We start from the raw sequence: 23,598 nt of genomic DNA, 5'->3' as shown, positions 1-23,598 counted from the left end.
TGTCTCGTACAAGGACAGAACTATTGATGAGTGCACTGATTGTAGTTGCCGACGATGATGAAGATATTTGCCTGGCGCTGGACTTACTGTTGAGCAGCGCGGGGTACAGTGTGTTAACAGTGCAGCAACCGCAGCAGCTGATGCAGACCTGTTTGCAAAAGCCGGATCTGGTGCTGCTGGATATGAATTTTCGCAAAGATACCACTTCAGGTCAGGAAGGATTGGCGTTGCTGGAGCAGTTAAATGCTGCACAGATTCCGGTGATCCTGATGACAGCCTGGGCCAGTGTCGAACTGGCGGTGCAGGGCATGCTGCAAGGAGCCAGACACTTTATTCAAAAACCCTGGCACAATCGTCAGTTGCTGCAATTGGTCAAGCAGCAGTTAGAACATCAGCAGTTGCAGCAGGAAAATCAGCAGCTCAAGCAATTATTACAACCTGCAGAGGTGCCATGGATTGCGGTCAGTCCTGTGATGCAACAACTGGAGCAGCTTGTGCAGCAAGTTGCAGCAACAGACGCCAATATTCTGATTTTGGGCGAAAACGGCACAGGCAAATCCCAGCTGGCACAGCGGCTTCATCAGCTATCACATCGTCAGCAAGGTAGTTTTATCAGTGTAAATATGGCGGCTATTCCAGACACTTTATTTGAGGCTGAATTGTTTGGCCATGAAAAAGGTGCTTTTACTGATGCAAAACAGCGCCGAGTCGGGCGTTTTGCTTTAGCTCATCAGGGCACGTTATTTTTAGATGAAGTAGGTTGCCTGCCACTGCATTTGCAACCCAAGTTGCTGCGGGTACTGGAAAGTGGTGCTTTTGAGGCGGTTGGTGCAAGCCAGAGTCTGCACAGCAATGCCCGTATTATCAGCGCAACCAATGCTGATTTAACGCAGATGGTGCAAAAGGGGGCATTTCGCCAGGACTTGTTATACCGGCTGAATACTTTGGTATTGCAAATGCCGGCTTTGCGTCAGCGTACGGCGGATATACCTGCCCTGGCTGAACTAGCGATCGCGCACTTTTGTCAGAAGTATCGCAAACCATTAATGACGCTGACTAAAGACGCAATCAAACAGCTGCAAAGCTACAGCTGGCCTGGCAATGTCAGGGAGCTGAATCATGTGATTGAGCGAGCTGTATTGCTCAGCAGCGGCACCATGCTGGATACCTCAACTTTGCTGATGCAGGGCATGGCGGTAACAGATCAGACCGCTATACAGAGCCTGGATTTAGCAGCCATGGAGCAGCAGTTAATCCGTAAAGCCCTGACTCAAACTGGCAACCAACTGACTGAAGCCGCTGCCTTGTTAGGGATCACCCGTCATGCGCTGGCCAGACGGCTGGAAAAACATCAGATGCAGGGCGCTTAATATGCCCTGGCTAAAAACCAGCCATGTGTTGTTGCTGAGTTTCCTGCTGCTATTTGTGCTGCTGAGTTTGTATTTATTGCAACTGGGCTGGTCTTCCTTAGCTGTGGTGACACTCTTGTATGCGGCTTGTTGGCCAGCCGTTGCTTTTTGGTATTGGCTGTACCGACGTGAGCAGCTGCAATGGCAGCAACTGAGCAGTTATGTGATGGCATTGCAGGAAGGCGAAACCAACTACAGATTGATGCAGCAGCATTTGTCTGTGCCAGCACAGCAACTCTGCCAGCAACTGATACTGCTCAGCCAAGCGAAGCAACAGCATGATAGTCAGCAAGATTTGCTGTTTACTGCCTTGTGGCAGCATTTGCCATATCCGATTTGTGTATTTGATGCCGGGTATTGTTTGCTTTACGCCAACACGGCGGCGAGCCATAGCTTGCAACGTCCGCTGCTGTTGGGCTCTGATGCCCGTCAGCTTGGATTTACCAATACGGGTATGTATTGGTTTCACCCGGATCTGCAGACTGGCTGGCAACAACATTCGGTACAATTTCAGTTGCAGGGTCAGCAGTGTGTAATTTATTACGCTTCTGATTTACGTCATCCGCTATATCAGCAACAAAAAGCCAGTCAGCAACAGCTGGTTAGGGTATTAAGCCATGAATTACGTAACTCGTTGACACCTATGGCTTCTATGTCAGAAACCTTACTCGCGGCTGAGACATTACCGGAAGAGCAAACCCGTCAGGTCTTGAACCGGATCCGCCAGCGTAGTCAACGCTTATTGGCTTTTATTGACAACTATGTGCAGATACAGCAACTACCAGCAGCAAAACAACAATGGCTGAATTTAACAGAGTTGCTTCAGGAGTTGCCGCAGGCGGACTATGTGCAACTTAGTGGTGAACAACACTGTTATGCCGATCCTGAACAACTGGCACAACTGCTGCTAAATATTCTGAAAAACGCGGTGGAAGCCTGTTCTGCCGATGCAGAAAAAACACCGGAAATTTCGCTAAGCTTTTATTGCAGAGGGGAACAACAGCTGCTGACTCTGACGGACAATGGCCCTGGCTTTGCCAATACAGACAACTTATTCACGCCTTTTTACACCACTAAACAGGGTGGTTCGGGGGTTGGATTAATGTTGTGTCAGGAAATTATGCATTTACATCAGGGGACTATCGAGGCCAGCAATACCAGTTCTGGTCATGCCTGTATTGAATTACGTTGGCCTTTGCCTGCTGTGGCTGGCGGTAATAATGCATTGGTTTGAAGGTTAAACGGGCGAGGGCAGACCATTCAGGATCAGATTGGAATTGTAGACGGGCGGGTACAAGACCCGCCCCTACAGGTTGTTGGTTATATCGCAGATTAAATCTTCGTCAGCCAGCCATGAGTATCAGCCGTTTTGCCCCACTGAATATCGTTCAGGGTCTGGCGTAACTTGGCTGTGGTGCTGCCCGGTTCGCCGTTGCCTACTTTGTATTCTTTGCCTTGATGGATCAAAGTGCCAACAGGAGCTAATACAGCCGCTGTGCCTGAAAGCGCAGCTTCTGTGCCTGGTTTGGCGGCGCGTTCCAGCAGTTCTTCTACTGTCAGTTCGCGTTCTGATACTTTCATGCCTAAGTCACGGGCCAGCGTCAGAATGGTGTCGCGGGTGATACCGTGCAGGAATGATGCGTCCAGTGCTTTGGTAATAATTTCGTTGCCATCGATCAGCAGGAAGTTGGCTGCGCCAGTTTCCTGCACATCACCATTCGGGCAGAACAGCACCTGATCGGCCTGGTATTTGGCTTTAGCTTGCATTGTAGGTTGCAGAGCGCTGGCGTAGTTACCACCGCTTTTGATCATACCCATATGAGGTGCACAGCGGGCATTGTCTTCCATCAACAGACGTAAAGCGCGGCTACCACCGGCAAAATAATCGCCAACAGGAGATAACAATACGTATAACAAAGACGTTAGCGTTGGAGTGGCTGCTTTACCAATGGCTGGTTCAGTGCCGATATGAGTAGGGCGAATATACATAGAACCAGGAGGCGTTGGCACGTCGGCCGCATAATGGCGCACCACGTCCACAATCATCTGACTCAGTAAAGTCGCGTCAAAAGTTGGCAACGACAATAATTCTGAGCTTTGTTGCATGCGGGCCACGTTTTTGTCCATGCGGAAAATAGCCACAGAACCGTCTTCATGGCGGAATGCTTTTAAGCCTTCAAAACAAGTGCTGGCGTAATGCAACACATGAGCGCCCGGATGCAGACTGATGCTGTCAGACGGAACTATTGCGGACTGACCCCAAGCTGTACCATCAAAACGGGCCATTGCCATTTCAGGCATAAATACACTACCAAAAGCTGCCATTTTTTCTTTTTCCTGCTGATGTTCAAAGGCCTTTATTGATTGGCCTGATTAAAATAGGGTGCGCTTTGTTATATGGGTTTTGTTATGGCTATCAGCGTGGTGCTGCGCCATGGCCTTGGTGAATAAAGTAACCCTGAGAATTATCAACGCCTAGCCATTGTACTCAGGCTTGGTAAATTCGGCATCAACTAATTGCCACCTTGTGCGGTGGGCGTTGAGGGTTGACTGGCTTTTCTACAGAGAAAATTACCAGATGTTCAGCTTTTCCAAATAAGTAACACCAGACCTGGCTCGCAGATTATTCCTGTAAAGCCTTGTTTTTGATTAGTTCAGTCCCTATCCTCCGTTCATGTTGTACAGGAAGCTTGCAATGCCACTTCAACCAAACACAAAACTATTGCGAATGCTGGCATTGTTGCTGGCAAGCTGTGCTTTGGTGTGGCTGCTGGCCTTTTTACATACAGTACCTACGGCTGAGCAACACGGACCAGGGTATCAACAACTTTGGACGGCGCCTGCGGATAAAGCCGAAGCGCCTTTGTTGCAGCAACTTCAACGCAGCCCTGCTTTATTGTTTTTGCATCAGAAACAGCAGGCCGATTACCAGTTGGTGCTGGAATTTGGCAAACTGGCTTTGGTTTTAATTCCTCTGATACTTCCTTTGTGTTTTCTGCTTTTACTCTGGTTTATTCGCGCAGGCCCAGGCCGGCGTTTTCGGCTGTCGTTATGGCACGACGCTAATCTGCATAAAAAACGGCTTTATTATCAGCTTTAACTTCAAGTGACTGTGTTTACTAGTTTTACAGAACTTTTATCAGTAATTTGAGGTAGTTATGATTTCTTTATTAAAAAGGCAGGCCCTTGCTTTGGCGCTGCTTATGGTTGTCGTTTTTCCATTTTTTGTTCAGGCAAATACCGCTCTTACCCCAGCTGAAAGACAAGCCAGTATTGATGGCGTTATTCGCATACTGAATGAGCAGTATGTGTTCCCCGACACTGCGCTAAAAGTCAGTGCGCTGTTGCAGCAACAACAGCAAAGCGGTGCTTTGGCTGATATTACCACTCATGAGCAGTTTGCAGACAAGGTAGGCGATTTGATGCGTCAATACAGCGGTGATGGTCATTTGAGTTTGGCATTAATAGCTGCACAAGGTGGCGTATCGCATCGTTTAATCGAGACCGAAGCTCGTAAAATCAATAACTTTGCTTTTGAGCAGGCGCGCATTCTGCCCGGCAATATTGGGTATTTAAAACTCTATAAATTCTGGCAAGCTGAAGAAGCGCATAAAATTGGCCACGCCGCTTTGGTGTTTCTAAGTCACAGTGATCACATAGTCATCGACCTGCGTGACAGCGTTGGAGGTTCGCCGCAACTGGTGCAGTATTTGATCAGCCACTTTGTACCGGAAGGCACTTTGTTATGGGATCTGCAGGATCGCGATGGCAAAATCACAGAGCAAATACGAAGTCTGGCCGTGCCGGATTCAGAGCTGTTAAAAACTAAGCCGCTATACATTCTGCAAAGTGACGGGCTAGTTAGTGCGGGTGAGTTTTTCAGCTATACGCTGCAACAGCTTGGTCGTGCTGTAGTGATAGGCGAAACCAGCGTTGGTCTGGCGCATTACACAGGCGCAGCTCAAGTCAACGACTGGCTTTTTGTGCGTATCCCAATGTACAGGCCAGTGAACCCAATCACCGGCACTAACTTTGAAGGTGTTGGCGTGGAGCCGAATATCAAGGTAAGCGCAGAAATGGCACTTTATACAGCTTTGAGGGTGGCGAATAAGGGCAGTTAGAAAGTGAAGGGTCTGCAGTTGCTTTTGTGATTGTGGGCTTTTTTGTTTTACCCGTTGTTGAACTTCTTATATTTTCCTGTATCGAATCAGCAGCTTAAATTTTAGGGACTCATCATGAACAAAGGATTGTTTTTAATCAGCTGTTTCCTTTGCACCTTGCTACAAAGCACAGGCAGTAAGGCCGAGCCTAGGCTGCGTTATCAGTTGGAATTATCAGAAGACCCAGCCAAAGCCCATTTGAGTATTCAGACTAAGCAGTTGGGGGCTTTTCAGTTAAGTGCTGCCCGCAGTATGAAATCTGACGCTGCTCCTCCAACAGAGCTGCTTTGTTTGTGGCAAGGTAAAGCCAGTAAAGCGACTTTGGACACAGATTTAATCTGTGACGAAGTGCGCTGGCCCGTGCATTTTATTGAGTTAAAACAGCAGGATTATGATGTATCACAGCAGCAAAATTTGTATTCAGAACAAGGCTGGTGGCTGCTGACTGAATGGGATGATCTGCTGAGAATTAAAGGTGCAGGTGTTGCAGAGATTTGCCTGAAGCAACAAGATCAGTTGAGTGACTGCAAAAGCATTGCTGCAGAGAACCAGCCGCCTTTGTTTTATCTAGTCGGTAAAACTTTAAGCTCTGTCAAAATAGCGAATCAACGCTTTGATATTTATAGCAATATAGATGTCGGCGCTTTGCTTAGCCCGACGCAGTTAAAGTTACAACAAGCCCAGTTTGATTATCTGATGCAATTAGCTGCAGCAAAATCATCTCAGGCCATCAGCTTGCTTTGGCTGGGAGTCAGCCCAGCGCAGCGTAACTTAGGTGGGGCTGCAGGCTTAAATAGCTATCTGGCGAATTTTCATTATGACGCCTCGGGGATCAGTGCAAAAAGCCAACAGCGTTTATGGTGGATTTCCGGCCATGAACTTTTCCATATGCTGTACACCAAGCCACTACCTTTGTGGCAAAGCGAAAGTCTGGCGCATTACTTTGGCTATAAATCGTTGCTAAAAGCCGGGGTTCAGCCTGAACAGACGCCGCTGTATTATGCAGAGAGAGCTGCTTCAGGCCCTAATGCAACAGCTGGTTTGTATCTGGCGCAGCAGAAAGTAACAGAGCAGCAGGATTACAGCTACTATGCTTTGTTTTACGATAAAGGCGCTGCTTTTTGGTATGAACTGGACCAGTTATTACAGCAACAAGGCAAGTCACTGGACCAGTATTTGCCATTGCTGCACCAGCAGCAACCAGAGAGTGACCAGTTGCCTGCTGGCTTTATTGATTCGGTAAGCCATTTAGTAGGGAAACGGAAGTTTGAGCAACTGCAGCAGCGATATTTAACGGCTGCGCCCAGCTCATAATCAGCTGTTTATTCGTTGACGATTTCAATCTGAGGTGCATGCTGGCGGAAAAAATGTCGTACTTGTTGCAGCTCATCCAGCTGAAATATCCACTGATGCCCTTGATTCCAGGCCAGTTGTAAATAGGCTGGCCCTTGAATATCCATACGACCAATCACAACTTTGCGGACTGTATCAGGAAGCTGGTAGTCGCCTATCCAAATAGTGTTGTTTTCCACTTTAAGCTCATTCATCAGACTGCCCAGATCTTCTTTGGGGAAGCCTTTAGCTTGCAAAATCGTGATTGTTAAAGAACTTATAGAAACTATGCACAGCACTAAGCTAAAAGCACTCTGTTGTTCGAGGCTATGATAAATGGAGAAGCCAAGGTACAACAGACTGAAGGTTATCAGTGCCACTTTGGCATTTCTGCTGAGCTGCTTCCAGCCGAGCTTTAGCGAAGAGCGTGATGGAGTTTGATTTCTCCAAAGGATTTGGGGCTTTTGCATCATTCTTCCTTGAACTGTTAAACTTTTAGCTTGGTCTTCAGGTTAGCTGGTGCCACATATAAAACAGATTTCCCTGCGTTAGCTTTGGCTGCCACTAATAGATCGGCGTCAACTAGTGCATTTAAATGGCTACGGGCGGTGTTTTCTGAGATATCAAACTGAGTGGCTACTTGTTTGGATGTAAAGACTTTACCCGGTTCTTTGACTGCTTCTTTTAGCAGGTCCAGCTGCGAGGTTTTTAGCTTTTTAGCCAATGGGCTGCGCTCTATCCAGCTCATAAACTGGTAAAACTCTTGTTTCTTGTTTTTGATATGAAGTTGCAAAGCGTCAACTGCTTTCACCACAGTATCGGCCTGATTGTATAGAAAGTAAGTCAGATCCAGCTCGTCTGTTTCGGTATAAATGAATGCTGCATCGTAGTCGCTTCTTTTCTCCTGGATCAGTTTGCTAATAGATACAAACTCGAACAGCCAGTACCCAGATCTGAGCATGGACCAATAAAACAATGCTCTGGCAGTTCTGCCGTTACCATCGCCAAAAGGGTGAATGTAACCAATCATAAAATGCAGGATTATGGCTTTCACCAGCGGGTGCATGAATTGGTCTGATTGTTGGCCATCACTGTTCTTATTGGCAAATTCACATAGTTTGATTAGCCTCTCTTTTAACGTAGTGAAGCAAGGTGGTTCATGCGCTATTTCGTTGTAACTGTTTCTGACACTAATGTCGTTGGCTGTGCGAAGTTCGCCTGAAATCGCATTATTATCAATGGCTTGATCGGTTGCTATACGATGCAGGTCCAGTAATAAATCTACGGACAAGCCCTCGTGTTTTTTCTCGAAAACCTTTTTCATCAACAGATAGTTATTCACAATCATCTGTTCTGATTTATCTCTGGGAGGTCTGTTGGTCTCCAGCATTTCTTTGGCAACTTTACGTGTAGTTGCAGCGCCTTCTAACTGAGACGAAGTAATGGCCTCCTCCATCATCAGGCTTTTCACCAAATACCGGTCTTTTTCATGTCCGGTGATAAAAGTGGCATCACCTAAAACCTGACCACCCCCTGTGATTTTGTCTATGTAATGCAGCTTGGCATACAGTGAATCTGGCACTGAGTAGTTAAATGTTTCTGTTTCATTTTTACCTTCCAGTTCAGGTATATATTTGATTGTGGCTTTCCGGGCTAATTTGGTAGCGGCCCAAGCTGTTTGTTCGTTATCGCCTTTTTCGACTTTCCACTTAAATTTGTCCCAATGCAGGTAAGCACCAGTAGAGTCTGTTGCTTTGTATTTTTGCATGAGCGGCCACAAAGTATCCGTTGATAATTTAGTAATTAGTTCACTAAAAGGAACTGGAGGTCTAATTCTGGCCATAACTCACCACAAAACAAAATTCTTAAAATTGAGTTTAAACAGATTGGTTTAAATTTCAACGCAAATTTTCAAAATTGCGTTTTCATAATTTATAAATAGAAATATTATATTTATCTATTTGTTTTAAATGAATTAATTAATATTTTTTTAATTGCGTTTTTAACAGTTTTTCTGAACGAAATTGCAACTTAACTCAAAACCTGTCGCTTTCCAAAGTGGATATACCATATTTGCCAAATGCCAAATGCCAAATGCCAAATGCCAAATGCCAAATGCCAAATGCCAAATGCCAAATCAGATGATGCTATTTAATTCTTCACTGCCTCAATCCGGTGCCGTTTTGCACCAATTCAACGCAAGGTTTTGATAGTTACTTGCGCATAAATTAGCCATTACCCAATAAAATCAGCGAGTTAATAAACTGGCATTCTTTGTGCTTTGGTTCTATCAGAGTTTGTAAAAGTTTATTCAGTGCGTTAGCTGAAGCGAACGCAACACAATCTGAATTTAAGCACATAGCTTTGGCTGTGCGCTGGCAACGAAGCCTGGACTCTGACCGCTTTTTGGTGGTGCAGAGCCGGGCTTTTTTTATGGGCAAAATTTGGCTGTCGAGTCAGCCGCCAAAGGCCTTAAGGACATAAAAATGCAGCAGACCAAACAAATTCTGGTGATCGGTAACGGCATGGTAGGGCACCATTTTGTTGATCAATTACGTGCCAAAGACCCATTCGCACAAATTACTGTGCTTTGTGGTGAAGCTCAGCTGGCGTACGACAGGGTGCATTTATCCGGCTATTTCAGCGGCACCAGCGCAGAGCAACTGGCGTTGACTACAGAAGAAGCCTATCAGGCTGCCAATATTCAGTACCGCTTAAATTGTTGGGTGGAGCAAATCAATCGCGAGCAGCAGGTGGTGGTGACCAGTCAGGGCGGTCAGTTTTATTACGACGAGCTGGTGCTGGCTACAGGTTCTTACGCTTTTGTGCCGCCTATTCCTGGCAATGATCAGCCACATTGTCTGGTGTACCGCACTTTGCAGGATTTAGATGCAATAGCGCAAAGCGCCGCTGTAAGCAAAATCGGTGTAGTGATAGGTGGCGGTTTGCTGGGCCTGGAAGCGGCCAATGCGTTGAAACAATTGGGCTTACAAACTCATGTGGTGGAGTTTGCGCCACAACTGATGGCCGTGCAGCTGGATCAAGGCGGCGGTCAGATGTTAAGCCAGAAAATTTCTGAGCTGGGTGTGTTGGTGCATACCGGTAAAGCCACTCAGGCGATCGTGGCTGGCACTGAATGTCGTTATCAGCTGCAGTTTGCCGATGGCGAAAGCTTAGAAACTGACTTAGTTTTGTTTTCCGCCGGCATCCGGCCTTATGACCAGCTGGCGCGCAGTTGTGGTTTAGCTGTCGGCGATCGGGGCGGCATTGTTGTCAACGATCAGTGCCAGACGTCCGATCCACATATTTATGCTATAGGTGAATGTGCTTTATGGCAGCAAAAGATTTTTGGTCTGGTAGCACCTGGTTATCAGATGGCGCGTGTGGTTGTCAGTCAACTGACAGGGGGCGAGCGCAAATTTAGCGGCGCTGATATGAGCACCAAGCTGAAGCTGCTGGGTGTGGAAGTGGGTTCTATAGGTGATGCGCATGCCAGAACGCCTGGCGCTTTAAGTTATGTCTTCACCGACCCTCGTGCTCAAGTCTACAAAAAAATGGTAGTGAGCAAAGACGGTAAACGTCTGCTGGGTGCTGTGCTGGTGGGTGACACCAGTAACTACGACAGTCTGCTGCAATATGCCTTAAACGATATGCTGCTACCAAAACAGCCGGAACAACTGATTTTACCTGCAGCGTCCGGCGCACCTTTGGCGGCTTTAACTTTGCCCAACAGCGCCACCATTTGCTCCTGCCATAACGTGGCCAAGGGCGACATAGTGGCTGCTATGGACAGTGGTTGCTGTGATTTAGCCAGTATCAAAAGCTGCACTAAGGCCAGTACAGGCTGTGGCGGTTGCACGGCTTTGCTCAAATCCGTAGTGGATGACGAGCTGAAAAGCCGTGGTGTGGAGGTGAAAAATCACTTGTGTGAACACTTTGCTTATTCCCGTCAGGAGCTACTGCATTTAGTCCAGGTTGGTGGTATTAAAACCTTTTCCGAACTATTAAGCCGCCATGGTCAGGGTTTAGGCTGCGATATTTGTAAGCCAACAGTGGGTTCTATTCTGGCGTCGAGCTGGAACGATTATGTGCTGAAAAAGCCTCACGTGGGTTTGCAGGATACCAACGACACCTTTCTCGCCAATATGCAAAAAGACGGTTCTTATTCAGTGGTACCGCGTATTGCCGGTGGCGAAATTACCGCAGAAAAACTGCTGGTGATAGGCCAGGTGGCTTTGGATTTTAATCTCTACACCAAAATTACTGGTGGTCAGCGTATCGACTTATTTGGTGCCCGTTTAGAGCAGTTGCCTGCCATTTGGCAGCGTTTGGTTGATGCTGGTTTTGAGACAGGTCATGCTTATGGCAAGTCGCTGCGTACCGTGAAGTCTTGTGTCGGCAGTACCTGGTGTCGTTATGGCGTGCAGGACAGTGTCGGTCAGGCCATAGCTATCGAAAACCGTTACAAAGGTTTACGTGCACCACACAAAATTAAAATGGCAGTGTCGGGTTGCACCCGCGAATGTGCTGAGGCGCAAAGCAAAGACATTGGCATTATTGCCACCGAAAATGGCTGGAACCTTTATGTCTGTGGTAACGGCGGCATGAGGCCACGCCACGCCGACTTATTTGCTACCGACCTCGATACTGAAACCTTAATCCGCTACATAGACCGCATTCTGATGTTGTATATCCGCACTGCCGACCGTTTGCAGCGCACTTCAGTCTGGATGGAAAAGCTGGATGGTGGTCTGGACTATTTACGTAAAGTCATTATCGACGACGAGCTGGGTTTAGCGGCAGAGCTGGAAAACCAGATGGCAGCACTTGTGAATACTTATGCCTGTGAGTGGAAAGCGACGCTGGACGACCCACAAGCGCTGAAACGTTTCCGCCAGTTTGTAAACAGCCCGGATGCAGATGAAAACATCGTTTTTGTCGAAGAGCGTGCGCAAATCCGCCCTGCTACTGCAGAAGAAAAACGCCAGTGGTTGCAGCAAATTCCTGTAACAGAAATTTCTGTCACAGCTTTAGTAGAGGAGAACTAACATGGCCTGGACTGATATTTGTGCTTTTGAAGATTTAGTCGAAAACAGCGGTATTTGCGCTTTGCTTAATGGCCAGCAAGTGGCGGTGTTTTTGCTGGAGCTGCAAGGCGAACCGCAGATTTATGCGATAGGAAATTACGATCCTATTGGCGGCGCCAATGTGCTATCGCGTGGCATGGTGGGTTCTATAGGTGAGCAAATAGTGGTCGCTTCACCTTTGTATAAACAGCACTTTGACCTGACCAGTGGCCAGTGCTTAGAGCAACCTGAAGTGGTGATCCCTGTGTATGGGGTGAAACTGCAACAGGGCAGGGTGTGGCTGAATGCGGCAAAACAAGATCAACAGGCATCAGCTGCCTGATCGCAAGGTTCACAAAGAATCGCGATAAGGGCAAAGGACAAGGCCGAAAGGCAGACAAGAGTAAAAAGGTGGGAAGCAAGATGAGTGTAATCAGTCATTTACTACGAGTACCACAGGCGGCGCAGTGGCTATCCGGCTGGAACTGGAAAGGTGAAGCTGCACAAACAGAACAGCAAAAACCAGCAGGTAAAGGCCAGGTGGTGCTGATAGGTGCAGGGCCTGGTGATCCTGAGCTGCTTACCGTCAAAGCCCAGCGTTTATTGCAACAAGCTGATGTGCTGCTGTTTGACAGTTTAGTGTCGGCCGAGCTGTTGGCGATAGCACCACGGCGCTGCAAAAAAGTATTTGTGGGCAAAAGAGCCGGCCGTCATGCCATGCCACAACAAGAGATTAACCAGTTGTTGATCCAATACGGCCAGCAAGGTGGTTTAGTGGTGAGGTTAAAAGGTGGCGACCCGGCGATTTTTGGCCGGGTGTCAGAAGAAGCTGCAGCTTTGCAACAGGCCGGTATCGCCTTTGCGATAGTGCCAGGCGTGACCAGCGCCTGCGCTGCTTCAGCTTATTGTGGTATTCCGCTGACAGCCCGGGGTTGTGCAACTTCAGTGCAGTTTTTAACGGCGCAGTTTGCTGACCCGGCTAAACAACCCGACTGGTCTGGTTATCAGTACAGAGCCAATGGCTCTAATCCCACTTTGGTGGTTTATATGGGACTCAACCGCTTGCAGCAATTAAGTGCCGGTTTAGTCTCAGTTGGCTGGCCGGATCATACGCCTATAGCGCTGTTGGATCAGGTAAGCACAGCCCAGCAAACCCAGCTGCAGGGTACTTTGGCTGATATCAGTGAGCGTCTTGCTGCTTTTCCACTGACTGGCCCAACCTTGATTGTGGTGGGCGATGTGCTGAAGCAGCGGATGAAAGTCGATTTGAGCTTGTTACAGCAAGTGACTGTAGAAAATTAACTAAGCCGTTAAACCCCATTTGTTTTGCTTTCTGGCTGCTTTAAAGCAGTCAGTTGGCGAAGCTTTGCCAAAAATAGAAGGAATCCTTATGCGCTATTACTCTTTACCCGCTTTGGCTGTAATGGCCGCTTGCACTTCAGTTTCAGTTTGTGCTGCTGATACCGCTTCCAGCGCTGTAGCTGCCCCTGAGCTAAAAATGTTATTCCGTTACCGGCTGGAAGCTGTGGATCAGCAAGGGTTGGCTGAAAACGCTTGGGCCAATACGCTGCTTTCGCGTTTTAGCCTGACGCAAAAATTCAGCCATGGCTGGTCGGCTGGTGGTGAATTTGATTATGTGGCGGCGATAGGGGATAAAAATTACAACGACAGTATCAATGGCAAAACGGCTTATCCGGTGGTGGCAGACCCTGCTGGTGCTGATTTAAACCAGGCTTTTGTGCAGTATCAAAGCGACAGCCAGAGCTTAAAAATTGGCCGTCAACGCATTAACTTAGCGAATGAACGTTTTGTTGGTGGTGTTGGCTGGCGTCAAAACGAACAGACCTTTGATGCAGTGCGTTATCAGGCCAGTTTGTCTTCTGATCTCAAACTGGACTACAGCTACAGCAGCAAAGTAAACCGGGTGTTTGGCAGTAAAAGCCCACAAGGCGACTGGAGTTCGGATTTACATCTGCTGGATTTACGTTATCAGCCCAGCAGTAATCATCAGTTGGGTGCTTTTGTGTATCAGATGGAATTTGACGATGCGCCTTTAGTTTCCAATCAAACCATAGGGCTGGATTATCAGTACAGCCAGGTGTTATCCGAAAGCAGCCGCTATACGCTGTATGGCTCTTATGCCCGGCAGCAGGAAGCAGGTGATAACCCAAATTCGTATGATGCAGATTATTGGACTCTGGAAGCCAATTTCTGGCTCGGAGCCTGGCAAAGTGGTTTAGGAGTTGAAGTTTTAGGTTCTGACAACAGCATCGGTTTTTCTACACCACTGGCGACTTTGCATAAATTTCAGGGTTTTGCCGATAAGTTTCTGACAACTCCGGCGAACGGCGTTGAAGATAAGTATCTGAAGCTGGGTTATAAACTGGACCAACTTGAGCTGGTGGCTTTTTACCACTGGCTGGATGCTGCGGAGGGCGAAGCGGATTACGGCAAAGAGCTTGATTTACAGCTGAGTTATAGCCTGAATGCTCAGCATACGGTCTTGCTGAAGTACGCGGATTATCAGGCCAACAGTTTACACACAGATACCAGTAAGTTTTGGTTACAGTGGCTGGCGAAATATTGAAGCTATCGGAAAAGCAGCTCGTTTTAATAGCGGGCTGCGATCAACCATAAAATAATCAGCGCCTGTACTACACAAAGGCACTGCCAGAACCATAGCGGATGCAACTCAATCAAACTCAGTGGTTTTTGAAATTCAGCATTGGGGTGGCGTAAGTCGTATAAAAACTCCGACAAAGCCTGATAGCGTTTATTCGGGTCGGGTTGCAGCGCTTTTTCTAAGGTTAAATCCAGCCAGACCGGCAGCTCACTGTCATTGCTTAATACCGACTGATAGCGCAATTTCTTCTGCGCTTTAACACTTTTACCTCGAGCTACTTCGGGGCCATAAGGATAACGGCCAGACAACAGCTGGTAGGTGAGCGCCGCCAGCGAATACAAATCTGACAGCTCTGTGCCTGCCAGGCCTAAAAAATACTCAGGTGCCGTGTACAAAGCTGTGCCTGGAATATCCCCTGCCGCTTCGTCATCTGTTTGCAACCCTGCCAGTCTGGCGGCGCCAAAGTCGATAATTTTGACTATACCTTGTGGGGTCACCATCAGGTTGTCGGGGCGGATATCCTGATGCAGAATTTCGCTGCGATGCAACGCCTGCAGCCCTTTCCCCAGCTGTTCAATAATGTCGCGTACTTGCTCCAGGGTAGGTTTGGGGTGATCCAGTTGCCACTGTTTTAAGGTTTGGCCTTCGACATAATCAAATAAGGTATAAAGCGCAGTGCGTGGCCTGTTGATACTGGCCGGGCGCACTACATGGTTGCTTTGCACTCTTTTGGCTATCCATTCTTCGCGCATCAGCCGCTCCAGATAATCCGGCTGTTCGGCTAAATCTGTGGAGGGGGCTTTGAGTACCAGCAACTGTTCTGTACTTGTATCCTGCACCAGATACACATGGCTGCGGCTGCTTTGTTGTAGCGGTTTTATCACCTGCAAGCCGTCCAGCGTATCGCCTTGTTGCAGCAAAGGCGGCAAAGGCAATTGCTGATCCAGGCAAATGGGCAAGTGACTTTCTGCAGGCAACTGATCAATACGCAGCAGTTGCAGCGTTATATTGTCTTCGCTGCCTGCTGCTAAAGCAGCTTCAGTCAGTTGCAGTGCCAGCAGGGATAAATTCTGCTGTGATTCCAGCAACTGCATCAGTGTGGTCTGGGGTAAAACTTCAAATAAACCGTCCGTTGCCAGCAGAAACAGATCCCCTTGTTGCAAAGGCAGGCTGTGATAATCCGCTTCCAGCGCTGCTCCTGCGCCAAGCGCCTGACTTAAAAAACTGCTGCTGCCCCGCCAGACTCTATGATCCCGTGTCAGTTGTTCCAGTTGCTGATTGCGCAGCAGATAAATACGGCTGTCGCCGACATGCAGCAGATGAGCGTGATGTTGTTTCAGTATTAAGGCACTAAAAGTACAGACATAACCTTTGTCGGGGTCTGAACTAAAAGGGCCATTGCGATTTTGCGCATACAACCAGTTATGACTGGCTTTGAGTACCTGCATGGCTGCATGAGGCACAGACCAGGCATCGCTGGTGCAGTAATAGTCATCCAGAAAACTTTTTACCGCAGTTTCACTGGCAATCTGGCTGACAGTGCTGGTGCTGATGCCGTCGGCCACCGCCAACACTATGCCTTTACTACTGAGTTCAGGTTCCTTGGGCAGATAAGCGCCAAAGCTGTCCTGATTTAAAGCTTTTCGGCCAGCAGTGGAGTGCTGGCCTATGGAGACTTGCAAAGATGCCGATGGCAACATAATCAGGCTTTGGCCAGAGTAGCTGCCGGGCTTTCGGCTGTTTTAGCTGTCAGGTTACGTTTGGGTGCAGTTTTATAGTGGGTGCTGTACAAGGTTAAACCGGTAAAAGCTAAACCACCGACCAGGTTACCCAAAACCGTTGGGATTTCGTTCCAGATCAGATAATCCATTACAGAAAAATCACCGCCCATCATCATGGCAAAAGGAAATAGAAACATATTGACCACTGAATGCTCAAAACCCATAAAAAAGAACAACATAATAGGCATCCACATTGCTATGACTTTGCCGCTGACATGAGTAGAAATCATAGCGCCCACCACACCCATAGACACCATCCAGTTACACAACATGCCACGCAGGAATATCGTCATCCAGCCTGTGACACCATGTTCGGCATAACCTAAAGTTCGTGCTTCACCCACACCAGCCAGTTTCTGTCCAACTGCGTCGGGTTCCAGATGGAAGCCCATAGTCAGCACAAAAGCCATCATGGCGGCGACAGTTAAAGCGCCAAGGAAGTTACCGGTAAAGACCAATCCCCAGTTGCGTAATATGCCTTGCACTGTCACGCCAGGACGGCGGTCCAGCAAGGCCAGCGGTGTTAACACAAAAACGCCGGTCAGTAAGTCGAATCCCATCAGATACAACATAATAAAACCGACAGGGAACAGCATGGAACCTACTAAAAAGGAACCAGTTTGCACCGCCACTGTCACAGCAAAAACTGCAGCTAAAGCCAGAATAGCGCCCGCCATATAAGAGCGGATCAACGTATCCCGGGTGGACATAAAAATTTTGGATTCGCCGGCATCGACCATTTTGGTCACAAACTCGGCTGGAACTAAATAAGCCATAGGTTCACCTCTTCCTGTTGTTGCTATTAGTTTGTTCAGGTGCTGTTTTTTAAAAAACAAAAAAGGCGTCCGGATCATTCTGTTACCAGAAGATCTCGGGACGCCTTTGTCCTGAATATCATTTTTGTTTGCTTGGAGGTGCTTCCCACCTCCGCCCTTTTAACAGAGCAACTTTAATGCCAGCTGAGGATTTAAGTTTAATTGGCTGATTTATATTGTATTTTCTAAACGGGTATTGGCGGGCGCTTGAAAATAAAGGTCCATACTTGTGCAGCGTCGAGCCTTTTTTGCACCGCTTTGAAGCAATACGGTGCCCGCTATGTGATTAAAATCTGGTGCTTATTTGGTAACAACGCAGCGCTGGCAGGCGCTGGCTCACTGCTGCTACCTGGATGGAATGGCCATTGCTAGGCTGTAAGGACGTAAAGTTCTTTGAGTGACAGATGAATCATCCAACGGCACTCTTTTTGCTGGCAGCTAAACAGGCTGAAATTAAAGCGCTGCAGCAGCTTTCGACCAGTTGTTTATTGGTCACCAGCATCAGCGAGCTGGTGCATCAACTGCAGCGTGAGCGCGGTATCAGCAATATTTTCCTTGCCTCAGGTTGTGAGCTCTTTGCAAAACAGCGCCAACAGCAGTTGTTGCAAAGTGTTCAGGCCGAGCAGGAACTGCGCACAGCATTAAACAAGCAGTATCTGCAAGGGGCTGAACCTTGTCATAGCAGTCGATTACTCAGTGGTATCTCTTTGGCTTTGCAGGGCGTCGATCATTTGGCCGGACTGCGTGAACAAGTTCAACTGCAAAAAATAACGCCGTTGCAGGCCACTGAAGCTTATAGTCGCTTAATTGCCGCCTGGCTTGCCGTAGTCCTGGAATCGGCCGATTTAGCTTGTGACGCTGGCATTACGCGTTTTTTGGTGGCCTTATTTAACTTACTGCAAACCAAAGAATATGCCGGACAAGAAAGAGCCTGGGGTGCTATGGGCTTAGCTTCGGGTCAGTTGACCACTGAGCTGGCCGAGCGTTTATTATTACTGCAACAGGCGCAGCAACACAGCGCTGCTGTTTTTCTGGAGTTTGCGACAACGGAGCAGCAGCAACAGTGGCATTTGCTTGAAGACGCGACAGCAGCAAAACAACTGCGCCAGCTGCGGACTATGATGCAGCAACTGGCAGGCACTGCAGCTCCAGTGCCTGCGGTTAGTGATCTGTGGTACCAGTTTGCCACTGAACGCATGGATGCTATGCATCTGTTACAGGCCGGCTTAACCTCTGAGTTACAGCAACTGACATCCGCCACAGTAGCTGCAGCGCAGCAGCAGTTACAGCAGCATCAGCACAAGTTGACTGAATTAACAGAACTGCCCGCCAGTTCGGGTTTAACCTTACTGATTGACCCCAGTATGCCGGGTTTATATGGTGCTTCTGTGCTGCCATCAAGCCAGGCTGAGCAAAATCTGCAGGCGCCCAGCCGATCCTTTTATCAGCTATTGTCTGAACAGGCTCAGCATATTCGCCAGATGCACACAGAGCTGACAGATGCCCGCCGTGCTATCATTGAACAAAAGCTGATCGACCGAGCTAAGTTGTTGCTGATGCAGTATAAAAAACTGACGGAAGAACAGGCGTATCGCCAATTACAGCAAAGCGCGATGAAACAACAGTGCCGTATTGCCGATGTGGCTGATGCTGTGGTGAAGGCTCTAAAGCCAATGAAAACTTAGCTTTAGTAACCCAGTTGTGGATCAAACCAAAGAGCTTTATTTTGCAGAGGGGTTTCGCTGGGCAGCAGAGAGTTGTTCAGCTGAATCACTGTTCTGGATTTTAAATCGGCCTGTTGTATAGCGCTGCTGAAATGTTGCAAAAACAGCTGCTGCATACTGCCATCTTCAATAGCCCGTAACAGCCCAATCTCGATGGCATTGGCCAGTTCGATATTGTCTTTTTGCACAAAAAAATACAAAGCCGCCGGGTAATGCAACACCCACTTGGGGGCAACTGTCAGCGACATTCCGTTTTTTTGCTGCAATTCAGGCCAGATTTCCGTGATTGAACGGGGGAAATAATCAATACGTTTCGCCTGCAGCATTTTGAACATAGCGTCAAAGTCGCCACTGCCTAATACCCGAAAATGATTGGCTTTTAAAATAGGGTAATCCGGCCAGTCGCTGCCCTGAACCGAAGGGCTGGTTTTTAAATGCTTTTCATCCAGTTGCTGAATTTTTTGTTCGTTATCCTGATGGATCAGCAACAAACGCCAGCCAATCAAACCTCTGTCTATGGGAATACGAATGGGCCTAAGTTCCTTTTCCCGCTCTGGTGAGGTCATAGTCCAGACTACATCTAACCCATTGTTCGAACCTAACTGACGCAAAGTTCTGTGTTGGCTCATGACCTGACCACTGGGAACCAACTGATACGAAGCGCCTGACTTCTCAATTGCCAGATGTAACAAAGCGATGGGATAGCTGCCTCTGGCATCGCCCAACATCGACATAGGCCATGAATAGATCACTTGTTGTGGTTGTGCGTTACTGAAAGCAGGCAGCAGCAAAAGAAAAGGCAGAAGCAGGATACAGAACCGGGTCGTCATCACAGACATATTATCCACTCCATGGTGTTGATTTAGAAACTATAGAACATTTCAGCTACAAGGTTAGGCTGCTGTCTTATCATGATGTTATTTCGTCTATTGTTTGCGGTTATACTCAGCGAAAAAATTGAGGGCAGGTAAAGAGATGACTGACGAATTAAAAATCGAAGATCTGGTGCTGGGCCAGGGTAAAGCTGCCGAACGTGGCGCTTTGATCACCACCAATTATCGTGGCTGGCTGGAAGATGGCACAGAGTTCGATTCGTCCTATAAAAGAGGCGAAGCCTTTCAGTGCATTTTAAGCAACAACAGAGTGATCCAGGGTTGGATTTTAGGTCTGAAAGGAATGAAAGTTGGTGGCAAACGTAAGTTGTGGTTGCCTGCTCATTTAGCTTATGGCGAACGCCAGATTGGAACTATGATCCCGCCGAATTCAAACCTGATTTTTGAAATTGAATTGCTGGAAGTGCTGACGCGGGACGACTGACAGTAAGGGGAAAGCTTTAGTGGTTGATAGATGAAACAGAAGGATTACCTTTAAAAGCAATCCTTCTGTTTAGGTGTCTAGATTGCTTTAAAACTTGTAGCTAAAGCTGGCAGTCACATTCCGTGGTGTGCCGTAACGATATTGTGTATAGGCACTACCCCAGACCGTCATGTAGTTGTAGTATTTTTCGTCCAGCAGGTTGGCGACGTTTAACTGCAAATCCATGTTTTCTGTCAGATCGTAACGTGCCATCAGGTTCACCAGCGAATAGGCCTTTTGATCTAAACGGGTACCACCACCTTCGGCGTAAGTTTCGCTTTGCCAGTTGATGCCACCACCTATGGTTAACTCTGGTAACAGGTCGATAAACTGATAGGTTGTAAAGAGTTTAAACTGCTTACGTGGACTGTCAGTATTCACTTTTAAGCCGTTTGCATCTTCAGCTTTAAATTGAGAATAACCAGCGCTGATATTCCAGCCATCAACAGGTTTACCTACAACTTCCAGCTCGTAGCCCTCGCTTTCGGTGCCATCCGCGCCATAGTAGGCAACTTGCTGTTCGGCATTAGGCACAAAGTTTGGATCTATGACTGCCAGATTATCCTGATTGATACGGAATAAGGACAGAGTGGTATGCAAACGATCGTTGAGGAAAGTGCTCTTCAGACCGATTTCATAGCTTTTACCTTCGACTGGATCAAGTAAGCCGTTGTTGGCATATCTTCTGTCCTGAGCTTTAAATATTTCGGTGTAACTTGCGTACAGACGGTGCTGCTCAGTCAGATCATAAAGTGCACCGGCATAAGGTGTAAAAATACCGCTATTGCCGAAGTCTTCTGCTGCACCGTACCAGATACCTTCACGATCCCAGCTGGACAGACGGCCGCCAAGGATAAACTTCAAAGAGTCACTGGCAGATAAGCGGGTTGCTGCGTAGAAACCTTTTTGTTTGATGTTAACGTCTTCTGCCCGGGTTGGAGTGGCTTGCCATTCTGGTTCTGCCAGATCACCCCATTGATAGAAGTTATCAATATCTACGCGGTCATAACCACCACTCATATCTCCACCAATAGGAGTGTAAGAGTCGGTCTGAATATCCTGAGAGCTGGAAATTGCACCTAAAACGAATTCATGTTGCTGGTTAAACAGTTGGTAATCACCTTTGAGCTGAATATCAAAGCTGTCCTGAGAGGTTTCACCAAATGCACGGTAACGCTGAGCGCTTAACCCTTCGCCCGTTTCTTTATCCAAAGCACCATAAACATACAGCAACTTAGAATCTTTTTCGTATTCCATTCTGTTGTAGTTGCTCACCAACTGCCAGCCATTACTAAATGTATGCTCTAAACTGGCAAAGTAGTTAGTGTTGCTTGTGTCCCACTTTGTCCAATCAGTACCTGTGGTGGTTGATACATCCCAGTCGGCATAAGTGCCATCTGTAAATACTGCAGGTAACGCGCCCCAGGTTGCAGCTTTCGGGTCGCGGTTTTGATAACTGCCGCCAGCTCGGAACAAGGTGCTTGCTGACAAGTCAGCTTCAACTACAGCATAAAACAGGCTGTTGCGCTCTTCGTACTTATTCCAGTATGAATCGCTGTCCTGATGTTTAGCCACAACCCGACCACGCACAGAACCACTGCTGTTCAGGGCATTGGCCACATCAGCTGTAATTTGTTTTTTGTCCCAGCGTCCGGCTGCAAGATTGACGTAGCCAGTCAAATCAGTGCTGGACGCTTTTTTGCGTACCAGATTAATAGAAGCTGATGGATCGCCTGCACCTGTAAGTAAACCAGTAGCGCCACGAACAAACTCTACCCGCTCGTAAATAGAGACATCAGCGACTGTTTCTCCTGAATCACCAGCTAAACTCCAGGCTAACGGCACACCGTCTACCTGATAATTACTTACCTCAAAACCACGGGATTTAAACGAACTACGCACATTGTCCAGTTCTGTAGAGGAAACCCCAACGGCGTTTTGAACTGTTTCCAGTACTGAATTTATATTTTGGTCGCGCATGCGCTGTTCAGTCAGCACAGTCACTGACTGCGGTGTTTCACGTAAAGTCAGGCCCAGCCCTGTTGCCGTATCCAGCACTTCACTGACTGTATATAAGCCTTTGACTTCCAGTTTCTCTATATCGTCGCTTTTGTTGCTTTGCTCCTCAGCCAGCACAAGAGGAGAGGCTGAAGCAAGGGCTAAAGAAATTGCACTGGCAAGAGGTAACAACCTGACTTTGGGTACGTTCAACATCAAAAATAAACCTGCGAAGGGAGGAAGAAGGCTGCATTTTAAACATAACGAGAATCGTTATCAATGGCATTCGTCGCTTATGTTGTTGAATGTATCTGCGGCAGAAAAGTAAAAATTAAGGGGTAGCAAGGGCAGAGTCTCAATACTCTGCCCTCATTTTTATTAAGCTAAAGCGTAATCCACGCCAGCACAAATCACTGCAACCTGAGCTGCATTACATTGTTCCGGACTGGCTTTTGGACTGTCCGGATAAACTTCTGTGGTAGTGACAAATTTGGCATCTGTCATACCGCCACAAAGTCCCAACGAACGTTTTGGGTAATTCACCACACCAAACTGGGCGAGTTTTTCGCCAATCAGGCAGCCATTTTCATCGGCTTCAGCTATATGAGTGACTTTCTGCACTGCTTCGATAATAGCGCGCTGAAAACCAGGCTCTGGCTTATCAGTGTCCCCAACCAGATAAAAACCATCAGGGATATTCCAGTTGGTGTTCACAGTGCCATCTCGGGCAGCTTTGGCCGGACGAAATTCGCTGTTATCAGAATCTGTGGTTTCGTGCAGGTCAATATGCACTAACACTTCACCACTGTGCTGACGTACAAAGGCCATAGCTTTCGTTGCTTCATCAGACTGACTTTCAGCGCCAAAGGAGCGGTTTGGATCGACGGCTTTTGGATTCCAGCGGTTGATAGTTTCATAACCCCATGGACTGATACAAGGCAAAACCAGCAGGTTCACCTTGTCGCTGTAATGGCTGAACTCTTCTTTAACAAACTTAATCGCACCTTGCACACCACTGGTTTCATAGCCATGCACACCACCAGTGATCAGTACTACAGGATAACCTTCTTGCCAGTTTTTACTGCGCACAGCAAACAGCTCATACAAAGGTAAATCAAAACTGCGGTAATCCAGCTTGCCGTAGCTAACCAGTTCAGCTGTATCAGGTAAATGCTGAAGTAGCGGTTTCACTACTTCGTCTTCGTAGCTGCGTTTAATTTGTTGCTCACTCAGCCACTGTTGTTTTTCCGCGTCGCCCCAAGGCGTGCCTACAGTGCCAATGTGATAAATAAAGTCTTTCGTTGGGGTGGTCATACCGCACCTTTTTTGTTTTA

Annotated in this window: 19 protein-coding genes; 11 read left to right on the top strand and 8 right to left on the bottom strand. The window is 47.6% G+C overall.

Going from position 1 to position 23,598, the window contains the following annotated elements; all coding sequences use genetic code 11:
* Positions 1–26 precede the first annotated feature (26 nt).
* Positions 27–1,370: a sigma-54-dependent transcriptional regulator gene (locus tag LSG37_RS16935; RefSeq protein WP_233080986.1), complete on the top strand. Its 1,344-nt coding sequence runs from the start codon at positions 27–29 to the stop codon at positions 1,368–1,370.
* Position 1,371: 1 nt separating this feature from the next.
* Positions 1,372–2,643, top strand: coding sequence for a sensor histidine kinase (locus tag LSG37_RS16930; RefSeq protein ID WP_233080985.1), 1,272 nt, complete (start codon positions 1,372–1,374; stop codon positions 2,641–2,643).
* A gap of 98 nt (positions 2,644–2,741) precedes the next feature.
* Here the strand turns inward: LSG37_RS16930 and LSG37_RS16925 are convergent, their stop codons facing one another.
* Positions 2,742–3,770 carry a branched-chain amino acid aminotransferase gene (locus LSG37_RS16925; RefSeq protein ID WP_366515570.1) on the bottom strand — a complete coding sequence of 343 codons (1,029 nt, stop codon included), beginning with the start codon at positions 3,768–3,770 and terminating at the stop codon, positions 2,742–2,744.
* Positions 3,771–4,104: 334 nt separating this feature from the next.
* Between LSG37_RS16925 and LSG37_RS16920 the strand changes: the two genes are divergently transcribed.
* The 3 genes from LSG37_RS16920 (at position 4,105) to LSG37_RS16910 (ending at position 6,883) form a co-directional block, all read left to right on the top strand.
* A complete protein-coding gene (locus LSG37_RS16920) occupies positions 4,105–4,509 on the top strand; it encodes a hypothetical protein (protein WP_233080983.1) in 405 nt (134 codons plus the stop codon).
* A gap of 58 nt (positions 4,510–4,567) precedes the next feature.
* Positions 4,568–5,530, top strand: coding sequence for a S41 family peptidase (locus tag LSG37_RS16915; protein ID WP_233080982.1), 963 nt, complete (start codon positions 4,568–4,570; stop codon positions 5,528–5,530).
* 114 nt (positions 5,531–5,644) lie between these two features.
* Positions 5,645–6,883: a hypothetical protein gene (locus tag LSG37_RS16910; protein ID WP_233080981.1), complete on the top strand. Its 1,239-nt coding sequence runs from the start codon at positions 5,645–5,647 to the stop codon at positions 6,881–6,883.
* Positions 6,884–6,891: 8 nt separating this feature from the next.
* On the opposite strand, the gene LSG37_RS16905 is transcribed toward LSG37_RS16910, so the two are convergent.
* Positions 6,892–7,371, bottom strand: a complete 480-nt coding sequence (locus LSG37_RS16905) for a hypothetical protein (RefSeq protein ID WP_233080980.1) — start codon at positions 7,369–7,371, stop codon at positions 6,892–6,894.
* 17 nt (positions 7,372–7,388) lie between these two features.
* A complete protein-coding gene (locus LSG37_RS16900) occupies positions 7,389–8,669 on the bottom strand; it encodes a Fic family protein (RefSeq protein WP_233080979.1) in 1,281 nt (426 codons plus the stop codon).
* A gap of 718 nt (positions 8,670–9,387) precedes the next feature.
* On the opposite strand from LSG37_RS16900, the gene nirB reads away from it, so the two are divergent.
* From nirB to LSG37_RS16880, 4 genes are all read left to right on the top strand, one after another.
* A complete protein-coding gene (nirB, locus tag LSG37_RS16895; protein ID WP_233080978.1) occupies positions 9,388–11,949 on the top strand; it encodes a nitrite reductase large subunit NirB in 2,562 nt (853 codons plus the stop codon).
* A 1-nt stretch (position 11,950) separates the two neighbouring features.
* Entirely contained in the window at positions 11,951–12,310 is a 360-nt protein-coding gene (gene nirD / locus LSG37_RS16890; protein WP_233080977.1) for a nitrite reductase small subunit NirD, read from the top strand.
* 80 nt (positions 12,311–12,390) lie between these two features.
* Positions 12,391–13,269 (top strand): uroporphyrinogen-III C-methyltransferase, encoded by an 879-nt coding sequence (cobA, locus tag LSG37_RS16885; RefSeq protein ID WP_233080976.1) that lies wholly within the window; start codon positions 12,391–12,393, stop codon positions 13,267–13,269.
* An 88-nt stretch (positions 13,270–13,357) separates the two neighbouring features.
* Positions 13,358–14,554: an alginate export family protein gene (locus LSG37_RS16880; RefSeq protein ID WP_233080975.1), complete on the top strand. Its 1,197-nt coding sequence runs from the start codon at positions 13,358–13,360 to the stop codon at positions 14,552–14,554.
* A gap of 23 nt (positions 14,555–14,577) precedes the next feature.
* Here the strand turns inward: LSG37_RS16880 and LSG37_RS16875 are convergent, their stop codons facing one another.
* A complete protein-coding gene (locus tag LSG37_RS16875) occupies positions 14,578–16,290 on the bottom strand; it encodes a bifunctional protein-serine/threonine kinase/phosphatase (RefSeq protein WP_233080974.1) in 1,713 nt (570 codons plus the stop codon).
* A 2-nt stretch (positions 16,291–16,292) separates the two neighbouring features.
* Complete coding sequence (locus tag LSG37_RS16870) at positions 16,293–17,147, bottom strand: formate/nitrite transporter family protein (protein ID WP_233080973.1); 855 nt, start codon at positions 17,145–17,147, stop codon at positions 16,293–16,295.
* 443 nt (positions 17,148–17,590) lie between these two features.
* On the opposite strand from LSG37_RS16870, the gene LSG37_RS16865 reads away from it, so the two are divergent.
* Entirely contained in the window at positions 17,591–18,871 is a 1,281-nt protein-coding gene (locus LSG37_RS16865) for a nitrate regulatory protein (protein WP_233080972.1), read from the top strand.
* A 2-nt stretch (positions 18,872–18,873) separates the two neighbouring features.
* Here the strand turns inward: LSG37_RS16865 and LSG37_RS16860 are convergent, their stop codons facing one another.
* On the bottom strand, positions 18,874–19,749 hold the full coding sequence (locus LSG37_RS16860) for a substrate-binding periplasmic protein (RefSeq protein ID WP_233080971.1): 876 nt from the start codon (positions 19,747–19,749) through the stop codon (positions 18,874–18,876).
* 136 nt (positions 19,750–19,885) lie between these two features.
* On the opposite strand from LSG37_RS16860, the gene LSG37_RS16855 reads away from it, so the two are divergent.
* On the top strand, positions 19,886–20,227 hold the full coding sequence (locus tag LSG37_RS16855; protein ID WP_233080970.1) for an FKBP-type peptidyl-prolyl cis-trans isomerase: 342 nt from the start codon (positions 19,886–19,888) through the stop codon (positions 20,225–20,227).
* An 87-nt stretch (positions 20,228–20,314) separates the two neighbouring features.
* On the opposite strand, the gene LSG37_RS16850 is transcribed toward LSG37_RS16855, so the two are convergent.
* On the bottom strand, positions 20,315–22,480 hold the full coding sequence (locus LSG37_RS16850; RefSeq protein ID WP_233080969.1) for a TonB-dependent siderophore receptor: 2,166 nt from the start codon (positions 22,478–22,480) through the stop codon (positions 20,315–20,317).
* 162 nt (positions 22,481–22,642) lie between these two features.
* Positions 22,643–23,578 (bottom strand): M14 family metallopeptidase, encoded by a 936-nt coding sequence (locus tag LSG37_RS16845; protein WP_233080968.1) that lies wholly within the window; start codon positions 23,576–23,578, stop codon positions 22,643–22,645.
* Between the last annotated feature and the right edge of the window lie 20 nt (positions 23,579–23,598).

Origin of the sequence: Rheinheimera soli, from assembly GCF_021290985.1 — a bacterium.
Lineage (GTDB): Bacteria > Pseudomonadota > Gammaproteobacteria > Enterobacterales > Alteromonadaceae > Pararheinheimera > Pararheinheimera soli.
This window is presented reverse-complemented; position numbering and strand designations above follow the sequence as displayed.

Coding starts and splice junctions, on each gene's coding strand:
- LSG37_RS16935 (WP_233080986.1), top strand. CDS start 27: ATGAGTGCACTGATTGTAGTTGCCGACGATGATGAAGATATTTGCCTG.
- LSG37_RS16930 (WP_233080985.1), top strand. CDS start 1,372: ATGCCCTGGCTAAAAACCAGCCATGTGTTGTTGCTGAGTTTCCTGCTG.
- LSG37_RS16920 (WP_233080983.1), top strand. CDS start 4,105: ATGCCACTTCAACCAAACACAAAACTATTGCGAATGCTGGCATTGTTG.
- LSG37_RS16915 (WP_233080982.1), top strand. CDS start 4,568: ATGATTTCTTTATTAAAAAGGCAGGCCCTTGCTTTGGCGCTGCTTATG.
- LSG37_RS16910 (WP_233080981.1), top strand. CDS start 5,645: ATGAACAAAGGATTGTTTTTAATCAGCTGTTTCCTTTGCACCTTGCTA.
- LSG37_RS16905 (WP_233080980.1), bottom strand. CDS start 7,371: ATGCAAAAGCCCCAAATCCTTTGGAGAAATCAAACTCCATCACGCTCT.
- LSG37_RS16900 (WP_233080979.1), bottom strand. CDS start 8,669: ATGCAAAAATACAAAGCAACAGACTCTACTGGTGCTTACCTGCATTGG.
- nirB (WP_233080978.1), top strand. CDS start 9,388: ATGCAGCAGACCAAACAAATTCTGGTGATCGGTAACGGCATGGTAGGG.
- nirD (WP_233080977.1), top strand. CDS start 11,951: ATGGCCTGGACTGATATTTGTGCTTTTGAAGATTTAGTCGAAAACAGC.
- cobA (WP_233080976.1), top strand. CDS start 12,391: ATGAGTGTAATCAGTCATTTACTACGAGTACCACAGGCGGCGCAGTGG.
- LSG37_RS16880 (WP_233080975.1), top strand. CDS start 13,358: ATGCGCTATTACTCTTTACCCGCTTTGGCTGTAATGGCCGCTTGCACT.
- LSG37_RS16875 (WP_233080974.1), bottom strand. CDS start 16,290: ATGTTGCCATCGGCATCTTTGCAAGTCTCCATAGGCCAGCACTCCACT.
- LSG37_RS16870 (WP_233080973.1), bottom strand. CDS start 17,147: ATGGCTTATTTAGTTCCAGCCGAGTTTGTGACCAAAATGGTCGATGCC.
- LSG37_RS16865 (WP_233080972.1), top strand. CDS start 17,591: ATGAATCATCCAACGGCACTCTTTTTGCTGGCAGCTAAACAGGCTGAA.
- LSG37_RS16860 (WP_233080971.1), bottom strand. CDS start 19,749: ATGTCTGTGATGACGACCCGGTTCTGTATCCTGCTTCTGCCTTTTCTT.
- LSG37_RS16855 (WP_233080970.1), top strand. CDS start 19,886: ATGACTGACGAATTAAAAATCGAAGATCTGGTGCTGGGCCAGGGTAAA.
- LSG37_RS16850 (WP_233080969.1), bottom strand. CDS start 22,480: ATGTTGAACGTACCCAAAGTCAGGTTGTTACCTCTTGCCAGTGCAATT.
- LSG37_RS16845 (WP_233080968.1), bottom strand. CDS start 23,578: ATGACCACCCCAACGAAAGACTTTATTTATCACATTGGCACTGTAGGC.